Raw genomic sequence first — 15,935 nt, 5'->3', positions numbered from 1 at the left:
CAGTGATCATCGTTCAGGTGGTCGCCCGCAGCAACCGTCGTCCCGCGCCGGGCGGGATGGCCGTCGCCGCGTACCGGGCTGGGCGGGAGAAGATGCGTCAGAGCCAGCCGCGGTCGCGGGCCTGCCAGCCCAGCTGCATCCGCGACCGCGAGTTGGTCAGCTCCATGAGGTGCTGCACCCGGCGGACCACTGTGCGGCGGCTCACCCCCAGCCGCGCGCTCACCGCCTCGTCGGTCAGGCCGGCGACGAGCAGGGACAGCAGGTGCCGGTCGGCCGCGGAGACCGCCGTGGCGGCGGCCAGGTCGGCGGAGTCGGCCACGGACAGCGGCGTGGCCTGGTTCCAGACGGTCTCAAAGAGCGCGATCAACGCGTCGAGCAGGCCGCACGGATGCACCAGCAACGCCGCGTCGTGCGCCGAGCGCGTCCAGGCCAGCGGCAGCAGGGCCAGCTCCCGATCGGCGACGGCGAGCTTGGTCGGCAGGCCGTGCGCCAGGCGCGCGTGCTCGCCCTCCTGCACGTGGACGACGACGCTCGCCACGAAAGCGGGGTCGGTCAGGGCGTCCACGTCGTACACGGCCCGGTAGGTGATCCCGGCGGCCTGCCGTTCGAGCTGCTGCCGGTTCACGTCCTTCGGCACCGCGTACGGCGGCGCGACCAGCACCCGCATCTGTTCACGGGCGGTGCGTTGCAACCGGTCGAAGGCCTGCGCGACCGCCGCCCGGCCGGACACGATCTCGATCAGCTCCTCGGTACGCCGATTGCTGGCCCGGCTGCGCGCCTCCTGCGCGAGGCGGTGAGCGGCCGCGCGTACTCCCTCCAGCTCCTCCTGGCGGCGGCGGACCTGCTGTTCCACCGCCAGCTCCGGAGGGACCGGGACGACCCGCTCCTCGGGGGCCGGGGTGTGGTGCACGAAGCCCTTGCGCTGCAGGGAGAGCACCGCGCGGCGCACCTGGGCGGGGCTGAGTCCGGTCCGGGCGGTCAGCTGCGGCAGCGTCGCACCGCCCTGGCGGACCAGCGCGAGGTAGGCCGACTCCTCGGCCGCGCTCAGCCCGGCCGGTCCAAGCACGATGGTCCTCCCTGGCGCATCTGGGCCATGTCACAGCTGCGCTGACTCTAGATCCTTTACGGTGCCGCTGACGAGGTGTGACGCTGCCTGCCGTAGGGCCGGCACGTCGAAGGGGGCCTCGTGTTCAGCTCATTACGGAGGGTGCTCGTCGCGGCGGTGGCGGCGGTCACCGTGGTCGCCGTCACGCCATCGACCGCGGCGGCCGTGGCCGCTGACGCAGTTGCGCCAACCGCGACTCCCGGCTCGGTGTACACGGTCACGCTGATCAACGGTGATGTCGTCCGGCTCACCCGGTTCGCCGACGGCCGGCAGGAGGCGACCATCGACGACCGGGGCCGGCCCGACCGGCACGGCTTCCGACTGTCCCACCGCGACGGTGACGTCTACGTGGTGCCGGACGAGGCGGTTCCGTACGTCTCCACCGGCGTGCTGGACGAGGCGCTGTTCAACGTCACGGATCTCGTCGCCGACGGTTACCACGACGCGGCGAGCCCCACCCTTCCGCTGCTCGTGGCCGGGGCGCCCGCCACCGCCGGCGCCCGCGCAGCGGTGCCGGACACCCCGCCCGGCGCCACCCGGACCCGCGTGCTGCCCAGCATCGGCGCGGTCGCGGTCACCGGACGCAAGTCGCAGGCGCGGGCGCTCTGGGCGGCGCTGACCACCGGGCCGCGTACCCTCGCCGCGGGCGAACGGCGGGTGTGGCTGGACCGTCGGGTCCGCGCCGACCTGGTCGACAGCGTGCCCCAGATCGGCGCGCCGGCCGCGTGGAAGGCCGGATACGACGGCCGGGGCGTCACCGTGGCGGTGCTCGACAGCGGCTACGACCCCACCCACCCGGACCTCGCCGGCCGGGTGGCCGCGACCGCGGACTTCACCACCGAGGGCGGTACGGCGGTCGACCGGTTCGGGCACGGCACGCACATCGCCGCGACCATCGCCGGCAGCGGAAAGGCCGGCCGCGCCGGCGGCCGGGGCGTGGCCCCGGGCGCCCGGCTGCTGGTCGGCAAGGTCCTCGACGACTCCGGTTACGGCGACCTCTCCTGGGTCATCGCCGGCATGGAGTGGGCGGTACGCCAGGGCGCCCGCGTGGTCAACCTCAGCCTCGGCGCGCCGTCGTACGGCGGCCCGGACCCGGTCAGCGAGGCGGTCGACGCGTTGACCGCCAACTCGGACACGCTCTTCGTGGTCAGCGCCGGCAACTCCGGCCCCGGGCCGCAGACCGTCGGCACGCCGGGCATCGCCACCGCCGCGTTGACCGTGGGGGCGGTGTCCAAGCAGGACGCGCTCGCGGACTTCTCCAGCCGGGGCCCGCGCCTCGACGACGGTGCGGTCAAGCCCGAGATCACCGCGCCCGGTGTCGGGATCGTGGCGGCCCGGGCGGCGGGCACCTCACTCGGCCAGCCGGTCGACCGGTCCTACACCGCGATGTCCGGCACCTCGATGGCGGGGCCGCACGTGGCCGGCGCGGCCGCGCTGCTCGCCCAGGCCCGTCCCGACTGGCGGCCCGAACGACTCAAGGCCGCGCTGGTCGGCACCGCCGAGCCGGTCGGCACGGCACCGGTCTGGGCGCAGGGTGTGGGCCGGCTGGACGTCGCGGCGGCGCTGGGCCAGACCGTTCAGGTGGACACCGCCAACGTCGTGCTCGGGCAGGTGCCGGCCGGGTCCGACCCGCGCGGCGCCGACGTGGTGTACCACAACACCGGCCGGAAGCCGGTCACCCTCGACCTGGCAGTGGCCGCCACCGACGCCGGTGCCACCGGCCGGGCCGCCGCGCTGACCGTCACGCCGGCCCGGCTGACCATCGCCGCCGGCGGACGGGCGACGGCGACCGTACGGCTGGACACCGCGGCCACCAGGCCGAACCAGTACGCCGGGGTGCTCACCGCGACCGCCGCCGGACTGCGGCTGCGGACCCCGGTCGGCCTCAGCGTGACCCCGCCGATGCGCACCCTCACCATCGAGGCGACCAACCGCGACGGTCGCCCGGCCACCGGCTTCCCCGACCGGGCGGAGCTGTGGAACCTGGACACCGGCGTGCAGCACTACGGGTTCTTCGCCGACGGCCGGGCGACGGTGGAGCTGCCCGCCGGGCGGTACTCGCTGATGGCGCTCGTGCACAGTCTGGACGCCGGTGGCACCGAGAAGGACGTCACCGTGGCGGGCGACCCGGAGCTGCTCGTCGACGCGGACCGTACCGTGCGCCTCGACGCGCGGGCCGGCAACGAGATCCGGATGGACGTCGCGGACCCGACCGTGATCAGCCGCGGCGCCATCTCGTGGCAACGTACCGCCGGGAGCAGGTCGAACCTGTCCGGCTGGGCGTACAACCCGGCCAACGTCCAGCGGATCTACGCGGTGCCGACCCAGCCGGTCTCCACCGGCACCTTCCAGTTCTTCAGCCGGTGGGATCTCAGCGCCCCCGAGCTGACCGCCGAGGTGACCGGTGCCGGCGGCTTCCGGCTGGCCCGCCCGCTGCCGGTGGAGTACGCGCCGTTGCTCGACGGCACCCACACGCTGCCGCTGGTCGACGGCGGCGACGGCGGGCCGGCCGGGCTGGCCGGCGCCCGCGGCGCGGCGCTGCTGCTGCGGTACGTCGGCGACGAGGCGGTCGCGGAGCAGCTGCGGGCCGCGGCGGCGGCCGGCGCTGTGGTCGTGCTCCTCGCCCGGGACGAGCCCGGAAAGATCTACGCGAGCGGCTACGGTTCACCGGTACCGGCCTACCAGGTCGAGTACGCCGACGGCCAGCGGCTGCGCGAGCGGTTGGCGGCGGGCAAGGTGACCGTCGAGCTGACCGGTGTGGCGACCAGCCCCTACCACTACGACCTGCTGTTGGCCGAGCCCGACCGGATTCCGGCCGACCTGCACTACACGTCGCGGGAACTGGCGCTGGCCACCGTGGACAACGAGTTCCACCAGCACGCGCCGGAGATGCGGGCGCTGGACTCGCGGGCCGGCTACCCGGACGGGGTGAGCGTCGCGTTCAGCTTCAACCGGTCGGTGACCGCGGGCCAGCGGCGTACCGACCACGTCAACACCGGCGGGGTGCTCTGGCGCGCCCAGGCCACCGCCGAGGGCGAGAACCGGCAGGGCACCCAGGGCACCATGTACGGCCCGCTGCGGGCGTACCGGCCCGGCGAGCGGACGCGTGAGGTGTGGTTCCCGGCCCTGACCCGGCCCGCCATGCCGGCGGGTGCGCCGAACTATCCGTACGGGACGCCGGTCAACCGGTGGCACGACACGATCCGGGTGGCCGTGCCGCAGTACGCCGACGGTGACGCGGCGGCGTACGGCTGGATCGACGGCGGCTCCGACCGGGCCCGGTTGACGTTGCGCCGCGGTGACCAGGTCGTCGGCACCACCACCGGATCGTCGCAGCAGTTCACGGTCGGCCCGGGCAACCGGACCTACCAGCTGACCCTGGACGTCGCCCGGGATCGGTTCCCGGAGCGGGTCTGGTGGACCACCTCGACCGCGACCTCCACCACCTGGACGTTCCGCTCCGGGCGGCCCAAGGGCGATGAGTCGCAGGTGCTGGCGCTGCCGCAGCTCCGCTACGACCTGCGGACCGACCTGTCCAACGCGGTCCGCGCCGATCGGCCGTACCGGCTGTCGCTCAAGCCGGGTTACCAGCCGGGCGCGACCGGACCGGGACGGTTCGAGGTCACCGTGTGGGTGTCCTACGACGACGGCGCCCACTGGCGGAAGGTGCCCGCCCGAGGCACCGGCACGGTCACGGCGACCATGCCGGCCGCACCGGCGGACGCGCGGTTCGCCACGGTCCGGGTCACCGCCACCGACCGCGCCGGCAACCGCATCGACCAGACCATCACCCGGGCCTGGAAGGTGCTGCCCTGACCTCACCCGTCGGACGGGTCGGCCGCGTCACCGCGGCGGTGCGGGCTCGACCGGCACCGTGGACAGCGCTGCTCCGGTCGCTGTCCACGACCGGCGGTGCCGGGCGACCCCACCCTCGTCGCCCGGCACCGCCCACGCCTCGGATCGACGACGTTCTCGGCAACGCACCGTTCAGTCAGGGTTCAGGATCGGAGGTGCGGTCCGGGACCGGGGTGGTGGGGGTGCCGCCCGAGGTCGCGTCGGTCTTCGTGTAGAGGATCTCGCGGGCCTGTTCGGCGGCGCGGATGATGCTCTCGCCGACGAAGTCGACGAAGCGGGCGATGTTCTCCAGGCGGATGGCGGCCGGGGTGTGGGAGCCGAGGACGCGGACGCCCTGCCGTGCGGTCTCGGCGAGTTGGGCGTGGGATCGGGCGCTGGCGATCATGGACTGGTACCAGACGTCGTTGTCGACGACGTAGCGCTCGCGGCGGCGTTCGTCGCGTTCCCGGCGGATGAGGCCCTGGCTTTCGAGGAACGTGGTGGCCTTGGAGATGGACGCCGGACTGACCTGGAGGTGCCCGACGAGTTCGGAGGCGGTGAGGCTGCCCGCGTCGGCGGTGAACAGGCAGGTCAGCACCCGGGACATCATCTTGGGCAGGCCCTGCTGCATGAGGAGGGTGGTGAACGTCTCCTCGTACTCGCGCACCGCCTCGGCGTCGCGTCCGTGGGCCTGCGTGGGCACCGGCTGCGCGCGCGGGGCGGTCTGCCGGCGCCGGCGGGTGCGGCGTTCGGTGGCGCGGTGGGCCAGGTCGGCCCGGTAGGCGGTGGGGCCGCCGTTGCGGATCACCTCACGGGTGATCGTCGAGGTGGGGCGGTCGAGACGTCGGGCGATCTCCGCGTAGGCGAGCCCGTCGGCCAACCCCAGCGCGATCTGCTGGCGTTCCTGCTGGGTGAGCCTGCCCCCCGGCATCGCGATCTCCCTCTGCCGCCTGCGTGACGCCGCCAGCTTAGCGTTCACTGGCCATTCATTGCAACGAACCGGTCGATGTTCGTTGCGTTAGAAGCAGAGCCGTTGCAACGATTATCGGCCGTTTACCTGGGATAACGCGGATAGCTCGCAACGAACGTGTTGCTCGGTTGTTGAATGCAACGTAGCGTTTCCAGCATCGGAAAGGCCGAGCAGGCAAGGAGAACATCATGCAGACCTTCGACACCCCCAACCCCATCTCCGCCGTCTTCGACATCCCCGCGGGGCGCATCCAGGTCATCGCCGCCGACCGGACCGACACCAGCGTGGAGGTCCGGCCCGCGGACCCCGCGAAGAGCCGCGACGTGAAGGTGGCGGAACGCACCACGGTCGAGTACGGCGACGGCGTCCTGCGGATCGAGGCCTCGGCGAAGAACCAGCTCCTCGGTAGCTCCGGATCCATCGAGGTGACGGTCCAGCTGCCCGCCGGCTCGCGGGTCACGGCGAAGGCGGCCAGCGCCGAGTTCCGGGGCGTCGGCCGCGTCGGCGACGTCACCTTCGACGGCGCACACGGTGCGGTCAAGGTCGACGAGGCAGCGAGCGTCCGGCTCGCCACCGCCGGCGGTGACGTCGAGGTTGGCCGCCTCAACGGCCCCGCCGAGATCAGCACCGGAAAGGGCGACATCCGGATCGCCGAGGCCGTGCGCGGCAGGCTCGTGCTGCGCACCCAGGCCGGCGACGTGTCGGTCCAGGCCGCCCACGGGGTTTCCGCCTCCCTGGACGCCGGCACCGGCTACGGCCGGATCACCAACGCGCTCATGAACGCCGAAGGCGCCGGCGCCGAACTCGACATCCGCGCGACCACCGCCTACGGCGACATCATCGCCCGCAGCCGCTGAGGAGCAGGAGCATCCAACCAGTCGGAGCGTCCCGGAACAGTCCGACCGACACGGCTCGACGAGGTGAACACGGCGCCAGTCGCCGCGTACCGAAGGCGCGCGCGAAAGTACCTAAGCGCGTCAGATTCGCCGTCGGTTCGGGGGTCATAGCGTGGTGGTCACCAGGAAGCACGACCACTGAGGAGACGACATGAGCGACATCACGGAGCTGGTCCAGCGCTACCTCGCCGCTTGGAACGAGACCGACGCCGCCGCGCGACAGGCCGTTCTCCAGGAGGTCTTCGCCGACGACGCGGTCTACACCGACCCGCTGGTGTCGGTGCGGGGCAGGGACGGGCTCGACGCGACCATCGCGGCCGTCCAGGGGCAGTTCGGCGGGCTGGTCTTCAGCCTCGGCGGCGCCGTGGACACCCACCACGACATCGCGCGGTTCACCTGGCACCTGGGCCCCGAGGGTGCCGAGCCGGTCGTCGTCGGCTTCGACGTCGCGGTGATCGGTGACGACGGGCGGATCCGCCAGGTGCTGGGCTTCCTCGACAAGGTGCCGGCCGGGATCTGAACACCTCGGGGGTGGACCGCCAGGCCGGTCCGCCCCCGGTCGTGGACGCAACAGAGGGAGGAACCATGACCGCCTACGTGATCGCGCATCTTCGTGACCCGGAGGAACTCCACCCGCAGGTACTGGAGTACATGGAGCGGATCCAGGCGACGATGGACCCGTTCTCCGGTCGCTTCGTCGTGCACGGCGGACCGGTCGACGTTCGCGAGGGCAACTGGCCCGGCAGCGTCGTGATGCTCCAGTTCCCGTCGGCGGAGAACGCGCGGAACTGGTACGAGTCGGCGGCCTACCAGGAGATCCTGCCGCTGCGGACGGACCACCTGGAGGGCGAGGTGATCATCGTCGAGGGCGTCGGGCCCGACCACGACTCGGCCGCGATGGCCGCCGAGCTGCGGAACGGCTCCGGAGCAGGTCAGCCGGGGACGTCGTAGTTGAAGCCGAAGGCGCGCGCACCGGTCCGCGTACGGGGCCGGTGGCTCGTCTTCGGTCCGAAGGCGACGTAGGAGCCCGGGCCGTGGGTGCGGTCGCCCTCGATGACCTCGCCGCGCACGACGAAGTACGCCTCGCCGTAGGTCTCGTGCACGTCGAGGTCGGGCCACTCGGCGCCCGGGGCGAGGTCGATCACCCACGTCCTGATCCCCGGCGGGCCCGGGAGCGCCCGTACCTGGACGCCGGGACCCAGCTCGACCGGCGGGACCTCGTCGACGTCCACGGCCATCATCTGCCCAGCCAGCACCTGTTCCGCGGTGGTCATCCGGACAAGATCTCACAGCCCGAGCTGCCCGGCGAAATCCTTGAGTTCGCCGCGGGAGGTGACGCCGAGCTTGGGGTAGGCCTTGTAGAGGTGGTAGCCGACGGTCCGGTGGCTGAGGAACAACTGCGCGGCGATGTCGCGGTTGGACAGGCCCTGCGCGGCGAGCCGGGCGATCTGCAGTTCCTGCGGGGTCAGCCCGGCCGCCACGCCGTCGCCGGGTGTGGGGCCCTGGTCCTGGACGCCGGTCGCGGTCAGCTCGGCACGGGTACGGGCGGCCCACGGCCGCATGCCGAGCCGGTCGAAGACCTCCACGGCGGCCTGCAACGGCCCGCGCGCCTCGGCCTTGCGCCGGGCCCGACGCAGCCACTCCCCGTACAGCAGCGCGGTCCGGGCGTACTCCAGTGGGCGGCCGTCCCGGTCGTGCCGGTCGAGGGCCGCCGCGTAGAACGCCTCGGCCTGGTCGTCTACGGCGAGCAGCCCACGGCAGCGCAGCACGAGCGCGTCGGCCCACGGTTGCCGGACCGACCCGGCCCATCGCGCGAAGCGTGCCAGCGGTTCGGCGGCACGCTCCGGTTCGCCCACCCGGACGGCCGACTCCACCAGGTCGGGAATGGACCGGGTGGCGCAGATGTGATGCCGCATCGGCTCCCGGTTCAGGCGCTCGAACCGGGCGAGCGCCGCCTCGGCGCGGCCGAGGCCGAGCTCCAGCAGCCCGAGCGACCAGTACGCCCACGGCGCCCCGGCGGAGATGGCCGCCGCGGTGGCCCCCGCCAGTGCCTCCTCGGCGTTGCGCCGGCAGGCCGCCTCCTCCCCGGTGGCCGCGTCGAGGTAGGCGAGCACGCTGCTGAACTGGCTGACCCACTGCTGCTGGCCGGTGTCGCGGGCGAGCCCCAGCGCCTCGGTCGCGGTGGCGAGCGCGTCCCGGTGCCGTCCGGCGAACACCTCGCCCTCGGCGGCGAAGAACAGCACCGTCGGCAGCCGCCCGGCACCGCCGCGAGCGCGGTGCTCGGCGGCGAGCGCGGTCGCCAGTTCGTACGCGGCGGAGTCCTGGCCCAGCGCCAGCGCCGCTCCGCAGAGGATCAGCAGCACCTGGTCGGGGGCCGGGCCGCGTCGCCGCACCGCCGCGAGGGTGTCGCCCAGCGGCGGCGGCCGCTCGGAGCGGCCCGGGTCGAGGTGGACGAGGTAGCGCCCGACCGGCGCGAGGGGGTCCGCGTCGTCCAGCGGCAACGCGGCCAGCCGGTCGAGGGTCTCCGCGAGCTGCCGTTCCCCCAGATACCAGGAGGTGTGCACGGCCTGGATCAACAACCGGGCGGCCTGGCCCGGGTCGGTGTCGCGGATGAGCCCGGCGCCGTCGAGCAGCAGCCGGTGGGCGGTGGAGTAGGAGCCCTGCCAGAAGTCCGCGACCGCCTGCACCTGGGCGATTCGCGCCCGCACCCCCGGGGCCTCATCGAGCCGCCGGGCCGCGCGTACCCCGAGGGCCCTGGCCCGCTCCAGGTCTCCCGCCTCCAACGCCGCCTCCGCCGCCAGGGCCTCCCGGTAAGCCCGGGCGGCCGGCTCGACGCTCAGCCGGGCCGCCCGTTCGTACGCCGCGGCAGCCGCCTCGTGGCCGCTGCGGTCGCGGGCCCGGGCTGCGGTGCGTTCCAGCGCGGCGGCAACCTCCTCGTCGGCGCCGGTGGCGGCGGCCGCCAGGTGCCAGGCCCGCCGGTCGGCGTGTTCGGGCGAGCCGAGGGCGGCGGCGAGCGCGCGGTGGACGGCGAGGCGTTGCGCGAGCGGCGCCCGTTGGTACACGGCGGCGCGGATCAGCGGATGGCGGAAGCGGATCGTGGTGCCGTCGGCGTCGCCGTGGAGCACCAGGCCGGCCCGTTCGGCGGGGGCCAGGTGTTCGATGGTCGCTCCCAGCGCGGCGGCGGCCCGCAGGATCACCGCCAGCTCGCCGGTCTCGTCGGCCGCCGCCACCAGGAGCAGGCTCTGACAGGCCTCGGGCAGGCGGCTGACCTGGCCGTGGAAGGCCAGTCGCAGGCGGCCGGTGAGCGGTAGCGCTCCGGGCGAGAACGCGCTGGCGCCTTCGGCGGCCAGGGCGAGCGGCAGCTCCAGCAGGGCCAGCGGGTTGCCGCGCGCCTCGGCGAGCAGGCGGTAGCGCACGGCGGGCGTGAGCGGGTGCCGGTCGAGCAGGGCCGCGGCCGCCTCCGGGGCCAGCCCGGACAGGCGCCACTCCGCAAGGCCGGGAGCGGGGAAGGATCCCTCGCCGTCGCGGGCGGCGAAGATCATGACCACGCCCTCGGCGTGCAGGCGTCGGGCGGCGAACAGCAGAGCCTCCCGGGAGGCCCGGTCGAGCCACTGCGCGTCGTCGACGAGACACAGCAGCCCGGTGTCGTCCGCGTACTCCGTCAGCAGGGAGAGCACCGCCAGGCCGACCAGCATCGGGTCGGAGCCGGCCGTGGGCCCGAGCCCGAACGCCGCTTCCAGCGCCGCGCGCTGCGGTCCGGGCAGCGCGGCGAGGGATCCGAGCGTCGGGCGCAGCAGCAACTGCAGCCCCGAGTACGGCAGCTCGGCCTCGAACTCGACCCCCGTACCGCGCAGCAGCCGCATGGCCCCGGCCGCCGCGGCGGCGTGGTCGAGCAGGGCGGTCTTGCCGATGCCGGGCTCACCGCGCAGCACCAGCGACGAGCTGGTGCCCGCCCGGGCCCCCGCCAGCAGGTCGGCGATCGTGTCCTGTTCGGGCTTTCTCCCGTGCAGCTCCCCCGCGCCCATGATCCCATCCTGGCATCGCCGCTTGCCGGCTCGGGACGAGGGCGAGCCGGGACAGCGCCTCCGGCCGGCCGGTCGTCGTCAGTCCGGGCGCAGCTCCAGCAGGGCGTCGACCGGGTCGGCGCTGGGGGGACCAGCCGGCCACCAGACGGCGGAACGCCGCCGGAACGGATACCAGCGACCGTCGCGGCCGTAGCGCAGCTGCCCGTCACGCCCCACGGTCCAGCGGTTACGCCAGGTCTTCACCTCGGGTGCGGCGCTGTCGCCCTCCCCCGCCGCGCGCAGCGCGTCCGTGGCCCGGGTCGCCACCTCCTTGGGCGGGCTGAACACCACCTCCAGCGCGTCCAGACCGCCGGCGCCGGCGTACTCCCAGGCCACGATCGCGCGGGGCAGCTCGGCCGCCCGGCCACTGGCCTCGGCGAGCCGCTTCGCCGCCGGCGACCGGGGCCCGCGGCTCGCCAGGCGCACCGCGTCCGGCCAGGGGTCCGGCTCAGCGGGCAGTTCCTGCGCACGGGGCGCGGTCAACAGGTCCCGGGCCCGCAGTGCGGCATCGACGGCCAGCATCCCCAGCGCCTCCGCATCGACGCCGACCGCGTGGTGCGCGGCGAGCAGCGGGGCGAGCGCCATCGGCTCGCCGTGCACCGGCCCGGGCGGTTCCGGCAGCGGTGCCGGCACCGCCGCGTACGCCTCGTCGGCCGGCGTGCCCGCGAGCTCGCCCTCGGCCACGGCGTCGACCGGACGGCGGGCGTTGCGCCGGCGCAGCTCCTCGATCAGCTCCGGCTCGGCCCGGCCGCGCATCAGCAACAGTACGAAGGGGTCGCGGTCGAGCAGCCAGGACGCCTGGTAGGACAGCGCGGCGGCATGCCGGCAGGGGTGGTCCCAGGACGGGCAGTCGCAGAGCGGTTCCAGGTCGCCGTAGCTGGGCAGCAGCCGGATTCCGGCGTCGTCGGCGGTGTCGATCAGGTCGTGCGGCATCTCCCGGTCGAGCAGCGCGGCGATGTGCCCCGCCTTCGTGGCGACCCTGTCCAGCAGGCGGTCCCATTCGCCGTCGGTGAGGGTGCCGATCCGCACCACCGTGCGGTGCGGCGTGTACTGGTCGCCGTCGTGGACCGGGGCGGAGATCCGGCCGGGGCTCACCGTGATCGGTCCCACCTGTCCGGCGAAGGCGTACCGGCGGCCCTTCCGGAGTTGCTCGGGGTCGAGCGCGCTGCGCTCCATCGCCTCGATCCAGGCGTTGCCCCACCAGGTGTCGGCGAACTTCTTGCCGATCCGCCGGCCCGGCCCGAACGCCGCGAAGGTGCGGGCCCGCCGGTCGTCCTCGGTCGCGTCGGCGTCGTCGTCCAGCTCGTCGTCGTACTCGAAGTCGAGGTCCACGTCCCGCTCCTATCGCTCGTCGCGCAGCTGTACGAGCCTGAGCAGCTCGGCGTCGGAGAGTTCGGTCAGGGCGCTCTCGCCGCCGCTCAGCACCGCGTCGGCCAGCCCTCGCTTGGCTTCCAGCAGCGCGGCGATGCGTTCCTCCAGGGTGCCCTGGGCGATCAGCCGGTGCACCTGCACCGGCTTGGTCTGCCCGATCCGGTACGCACGGTCGGTGGCCTGCTCCTCCACCGCCGGGTTCCACCACCGGTCGTAGTGGATCACGTGATCGGCGCGGGTCAGGTTCAAGCCGCTGCCCGCCGCCTTGAGCGAGAGCAGGAAAACCGGCACCTCGCCGGCCTGGAACCGGCGCACCATCTCCTCCCGCTGCGGCACCGGTGTGCCGCCGTGCAGCAGTTGCGCCGGTACGCCCCGCGCGGTGAGGTGCCGGTGCAGCAGCCGGCCCATCTGGACGTACTGGGTGAAGACCAGCGCGCCACCGTCCTCGGCGAGGATCGTCTCCAGCAGGTCGTCGAGGAGTTGCAGCTTCTCCGACCGGCCGGTGAGCGTGCCGTGCGGCTCCTTCAGGTAGTGCGCGGGGTGGTTGCACACCTGCTTCAGGCCGACCAGCAGCTTGAGCACCAGGCCGCGGCGGGCGATGGCCGTGCTGCTGGCCCGGATCTCGGACATGACGTCGGCGACCACCGCCTGGTACAGGGTGGCCTGCTCGCCGGTGAGTGCGACCAGGTGGTCGGTGACCGTCTTCGGCGGCAGTTCGGGGGCGACGCCGGGGTCGGCCTTGCGCCGCCGCAGGAGGAACGGGCGCACCAGCCGGAACAGCCGGTCCACGGTCGCGGCGTCCCGGTCCACCTCGATCGGGCGGGCCCACCGGGCGCGGAAGGCGGCGATGTCGCCGAGCAGGCCGGGGGTGGTCCAGTCGAGAATGGCCCACAGCTCGGCGAGGTTGTTCTCCACGGGAGTGCCGGTGAGCGCGAGCCGCGCGCGGGTGGGGATCCGCCGGAGCGCCTTCGCGGTGTCGCTCAGCCGGTTCTTCACGTACTGCGCCTCGTCGGCGACCACCAGGCCCCACGGCGGCCTGGCGAGCACGTGGGCGTCGAGCCGCGCGGTGCCGTAGCTGGTGAGCACGAATCCGCCGGCGGCCGGGTCCAGCGAGCGCGCGATGCCGTGGAAGCGGTGGACCGGCACGCCCGGGGCGAACCGGTGGATCTCGCGTTCCCAGTTGCCGAGCACCGAGGCGGGGCAGACCACGAGCGTCGGCCCGGCGGTCGCCGGGTCGGCCTGGCGACGCAGGTGCAGCGCGATGACCGTGACGGTCTTGCCGAGGCCCATGTCGTCGGCGAGGCAGCCGCCGAAGCCGAGCGAGGTCATCCGCTCCAGCCACCGCAGCCCGCGCAGCTGGTACTCGCGCAGGCTGCCGTGCAGGCCGGCCGGCGGTTCCAGCGGCTCGGGCCCGCCGGCGGGCTCGGCGATCCGCTCGCACAGCGCGCCCAGCCAGCCGTCGGCCACCACCTCGACCCGCTCGTCCTCGACCACTGTGCTGCCGATCAGGGTCGCGGCCAGCGCGTCGTACGCCGCCAGCGGCGGCAGCTGCCGGTCGCGGGCCTTGCGGGTCAGCTCCGGCCCGACCGCGACCCACCGGTCCCGCAGCCGGACGATCGGCCCGGACCTGGCGACCAGGTCCAGCTCCGCCTCGGTGAGCAGCGCACCGGCCAGGGTGAGCTGCCAGCTGAGCGGCATCGGCGGGGCGCCGCGCAGGTGCGTCGCCGCCTCGGCGGGCGGCTCGGGCGGGGTGCTGACGAGCACCCGAGCGTGCAGGTCGCGGGAGAGCTGCGGCGGCCACTGGATGTCGATGCCGGCGGCGGCGAGCCGCGCCTCGGCGCCGCCCAGCAGGTCGACGAGGTCCTCGTCGAACAGGTCCAGCGCGACCGGCGCGGCGTCGTCGAGCAGCCGTCCCAGCGGCGGCCACACCGCGGCGGCCCGCCGGACGGCGAGCATCGCCTCGAAGGTGGCCCGCTCGCCGAGGCCGTGCTCGTCGCCCTCCCACAGTGCTGCGGCGTCGCTGACCAGGGTGGGGTCGGCAAGGCTGCGCATCCGCACCACGGCCGTGAGTGCGGGGGTGTCGCGGTACTCCCGGAGCTCCAGCCGCAGCGCCACCCGTAGGCCGGCGTCCACGCCCTCGGAGACCTCCCGCGCCCAGTCCCGCAGGTCGCTGCTCGGCACGGGGTCTCCACCGGTGAAACGCGGGTCGCCGGTCAGCCAGGGCGCCGCCGGGGTGCGCGGCAGGGTGTCGGCGACGGCGTCGAGGAACGCCCGGACCAGCCCCTCCGGGTCGGGCAGCATGGGCAGCTCCGCGGCGGGATCGAGCGGCACCGCACGGGCCTCGGTTGGCATCGCCGCCGCCAGGGCCCGGATGCGCTCGACGTCCGCCACGTCGAACGGGCCCGCCCGCCAGGCGTCGTAGCCGGCCGGAGAGACCCCGGGTAGCAGCCGCCCGCGGGCGGCGAGGTGCAGCCCGGTCACCGCCACCGCCGACCAGAAAGCGGCGGCCGGCGTCAGTTCCTCCGCGTCCCGAAGCGCGACGAGCTGCCGGACCGCGTCACCGACCGGAACGGTACGCACCGGAACCGTCCGGGTCACGACGCGACCCGACCCGGGCAGGGCGAGGGGCACCTCGCCGCTCTCCCCCAGCCGGTCGAACTCCGCCGCCAACCCTGCGCCGGCCGGCTCGTAGAAGCTGACCGCGCCGGTCCGGGGCGGGTCCGCCGGCTTGAAGACGATCGCGAGCCGTCCGGGTCGCACCGCACCTCCCGACGTGGGTCGGCCGCCAAGGCCCACCCGACCACTCTCCACCATTGCCGTACGGCGTACCGTACAACATACGGCTAGCCGTCGCCGATGCGCCTTCACCCCGGGGTGCCAACCGGAGCGGAAGAAGTTCGGCCGGCGAGGTCGAGAACCCCGGCCGGCTCCGCTCGTCGACAGTCGGAGCCTCACGCCGGCCGCCGCCGGGAACAGCACCTGCTCGCCGCGCCGTCGGGGCCGCTCAGCGCTGGCGGTTCACCCGATGCTGCGGGCGCCGTCCTGTTCGTAGCATCACTGGTGAGCCTGGGAGGTGATCATGTCGGACGAGAGTCGGGCGGAGAAGCCGAAGCTCCCGCCGCGCTGGTTCATCCGGCTGGCCTGGTCGGTGCACCGGGGCCTGTACCGGGTCTCCGGCAGCCGGGTCGGGCTCTGGCGGCCCCGCGCCAACCGTTGGGGCACCCTGCGACTGACCACCACCGGGCGCCGCACCGGCCAGCGGCGCAGTGTCATCATCGCGTACCTGGAGGATGGGCCGAATCTGTACTCGCTGGCGATGAACGGCTGGGGTGAGGGTGAGCCCGCCTGGTGGCTCAACCTGCAGGCGCATCCGGATGCGACCGTCAACCTGGTGGACGGGCACCGGCTGGTCCGTGGGCGCGCCGCAACAGGCGACGAGCGGTCGCGACTGTGGGCCCGCTGGCGCGACATCGAGACGAACCTCGACGCGCACGCGGCGCTGCGGTCGTCGGAGACCGCCGTGGTGGTCCTGGAGCCGCGGCCCGGCGCCGAGCACCCTGCCGGTTAGTACTCCAGCCGGGGATGTTGACCTCGGCTGAGCTGCGGTTTGGTGCGGTGGGGGTATGAGGGCAGCCACCGTCGATCATGGACGGCTGTGTGGACTGACCATGACGCAGCGGTGGCTGCCGGATACA

At 74.1% G+C, this 15,935-nt stretch carries 11 protein-coding genes; 5 read left to right on the top strand and 6 right to left on the bottom strand.

Annotated features, from left to right (window positions below; translation table 11 throughout):
• Nucleotides 1–97: 97 nt before the first annotated feature.
• The gene (locus tag DLJ47_RS22595; RefSeq protein ID WP_109902486.1) at nucleotides 98–1,066 is read right to left on the bottom strand and encodes a TrmB family transcriptional regulator; all 969 of its coding nucleotides are present in this window, start codon (nucleotides 1,064–1,066) and stop codon (nucleotides 98–100) included.
• Nucleotides 1,067–1,312: 246 nt separating this feature from the next.
• Between DLJ47_RS22595 and DLJ47_RS22590 the strand changes: the two genes are divergently transcribed.
• Nucleotides 1,313–4,921: a S8 family serine peptidase gene (locus tag DLJ47_RS22590; RefSeq protein ID WP_158289870.1), complete on the top strand. Its 3,609-nt coding sequence runs from the start codon at nucleotides 1,313–1,315 to the stop codon at nucleotides 4,919–4,921.
• Nucleotides 4,922–5,096: 175 nt separating this feature from the next.
• On the opposite strand, the gene DLJ47_RS22585 is transcribed toward DLJ47_RS22590, so the two are convergent.
• On the bottom strand, nucleotides 5,097–5,870 hold the full coding sequence (locus DLJ47_RS22585) for a helix-turn-helix domain-containing protein (protein WP_109902482.1): 774 nt from the start codon (nucleotides 5,868–5,870) through the stop codon (nucleotides 5,097–5,099).
• A gap of 227 nt (nucleotides 5,871–6,097) precedes the next feature.
• Here DLJ47_RS22585 and DLJ47_RS22580 point away from each other — a divergent pair, with 227 nt between their 5' ends.
• The 3 genes from DLJ47_RS22580 (at nucleotide 6,098) to DLJ47_RS22570 (ending at nucleotide 7,756) form a co-directional block, all read left to right on the top strand.
• Complete coding sequence (locus DLJ47_RS22580; protein ID WP_109902480.1) at nucleotides 6,098–6,766, top strand: DUF4097 family beta strand repeat-containing protein; 669 nt, start codon at nucleotides 6,098–6,100, stop codon at nucleotides 6,764–6,766.
• A gap of 190 nt (nucleotides 6,767–6,956) precedes the next feature.
• Nucleotides 6,957–7,325 carry a nuclear transport factor 2 family protein gene (locus DLJ47_RS22575; RefSeq protein WP_109902478.1) on the top strand — a complete coding sequence of 123 codons (369 nt, stop codon included), beginning with the start codon at nucleotides 6,957–6,959 and terminating at the stop codon, nucleotides 7,323–7,325.
• Between the two features lie 65 nt (nucleotides 7,326–7,390).
• On the top strand, nucleotides 7,391–7,756 hold the full coding sequence (locus DLJ47_RS22570; RefSeq protein WP_109902476.1) for a DUF1330 domain-containing protein: 366 nt from the start codon (nucleotides 7,391–7,393) through the stop codon (nucleotides 7,754–7,756).
• Here the strand turns inward: DLJ47_RS22570 and DLJ47_RS22565 are convergent.
• The 4 genes from DLJ47_RS22565 to DLJ47_RS22550 all read right to left on the bottom strand — a co-directional run bounded on the left by DLJ47_RS22565 (nucleotide 7,738) and on the right by DLJ47_RS22550 (nucleotide 15,000).
• Nucleotides 7,738–8,079 (bottom strand): anti-sigma factor, encoded by a 342-nt coding sequence (locus DLJ47_RS22565; RefSeq protein ID WP_109902474.1) that lies wholly within the window; start codon nucleotides 8,077–8,079, stop codon nucleotides 7,738–7,740. The genes DLJ47_RS22570 and DLJ47_RS22565 overlap by 19 nt on opposite strands.
• 12 nt (nucleotides 8,080–8,091) lie before the next feature.
• Nucleotides 8,092–10,830, bottom strand: coding sequence for an AAA family ATPase (locus tag DLJ47_RS22560; RefSeq protein WP_109902472.1), 2,739 nt, complete (start codon nucleotides 10,828–10,830; stop codon nucleotides 8,092–8,094).
• Between the two features lie 78 nt (nucleotides 10,831–10,908).
• Complete coding sequence (locus DLJ47_RS22555) at nucleotides 10,909–12,201, bottom strand: SWIM zinc finger family protein (RefSeq protein ID WP_109902470.1); 1,293 nt, start codon at nucleotides 12,199–12,201, stop codon at nucleotides 10,909–10,911.
• 9 nt (nucleotides 12,202–12,210) lie between these two features.
• Nucleotides 12,211–15,000 carry a DEAD/DEAH box helicase gene (locus tag DLJ47_RS22550; RefSeq protein WP_109902468.1) on the bottom strand — a complete coding sequence of 930 codons (2,790 nt, stop codon included), beginning with the start codon at nucleotides 14,998–15,000 and terminating at the stop codon, nucleotides 12,211–12,213.
• A 319-nt stretch (nucleotides 15,001–15,319) separates the two neighbouring features.
• Here DLJ47_RS22550 and DLJ47_RS22545 point away from each other — a divergent pair, with 319 nt between their 5' ends.
• Complete coding sequence (locus tag DLJ47_RS22545) at nucleotides 15,320–15,808, top strand: nitroreductase/quinone reductase family protein (RefSeq protein ID WP_109902506.1); 489 nt, start codon at nucleotides 15,320–15,322, stop codon at nucleotides 15,806–15,808.
• Nucleotides 15,809–15,935: the final 127 nt, after the last annotated feature.

Origin of the sequence: Micromonospora sp. S4605 (genome assembly GCF_003176715.1) — a bacterium.
GTDB classification, from domain to species: domain Bacteria; phylum Actinomycetota; class Actinomycetes; order Mycobacteriales; family Micromonosporaceae; genus Micromonospora; species Micromonospora echinaurantiaca.
This window is presented reverse-complemented; position numbering and strand designations above follow the sequence as displayed.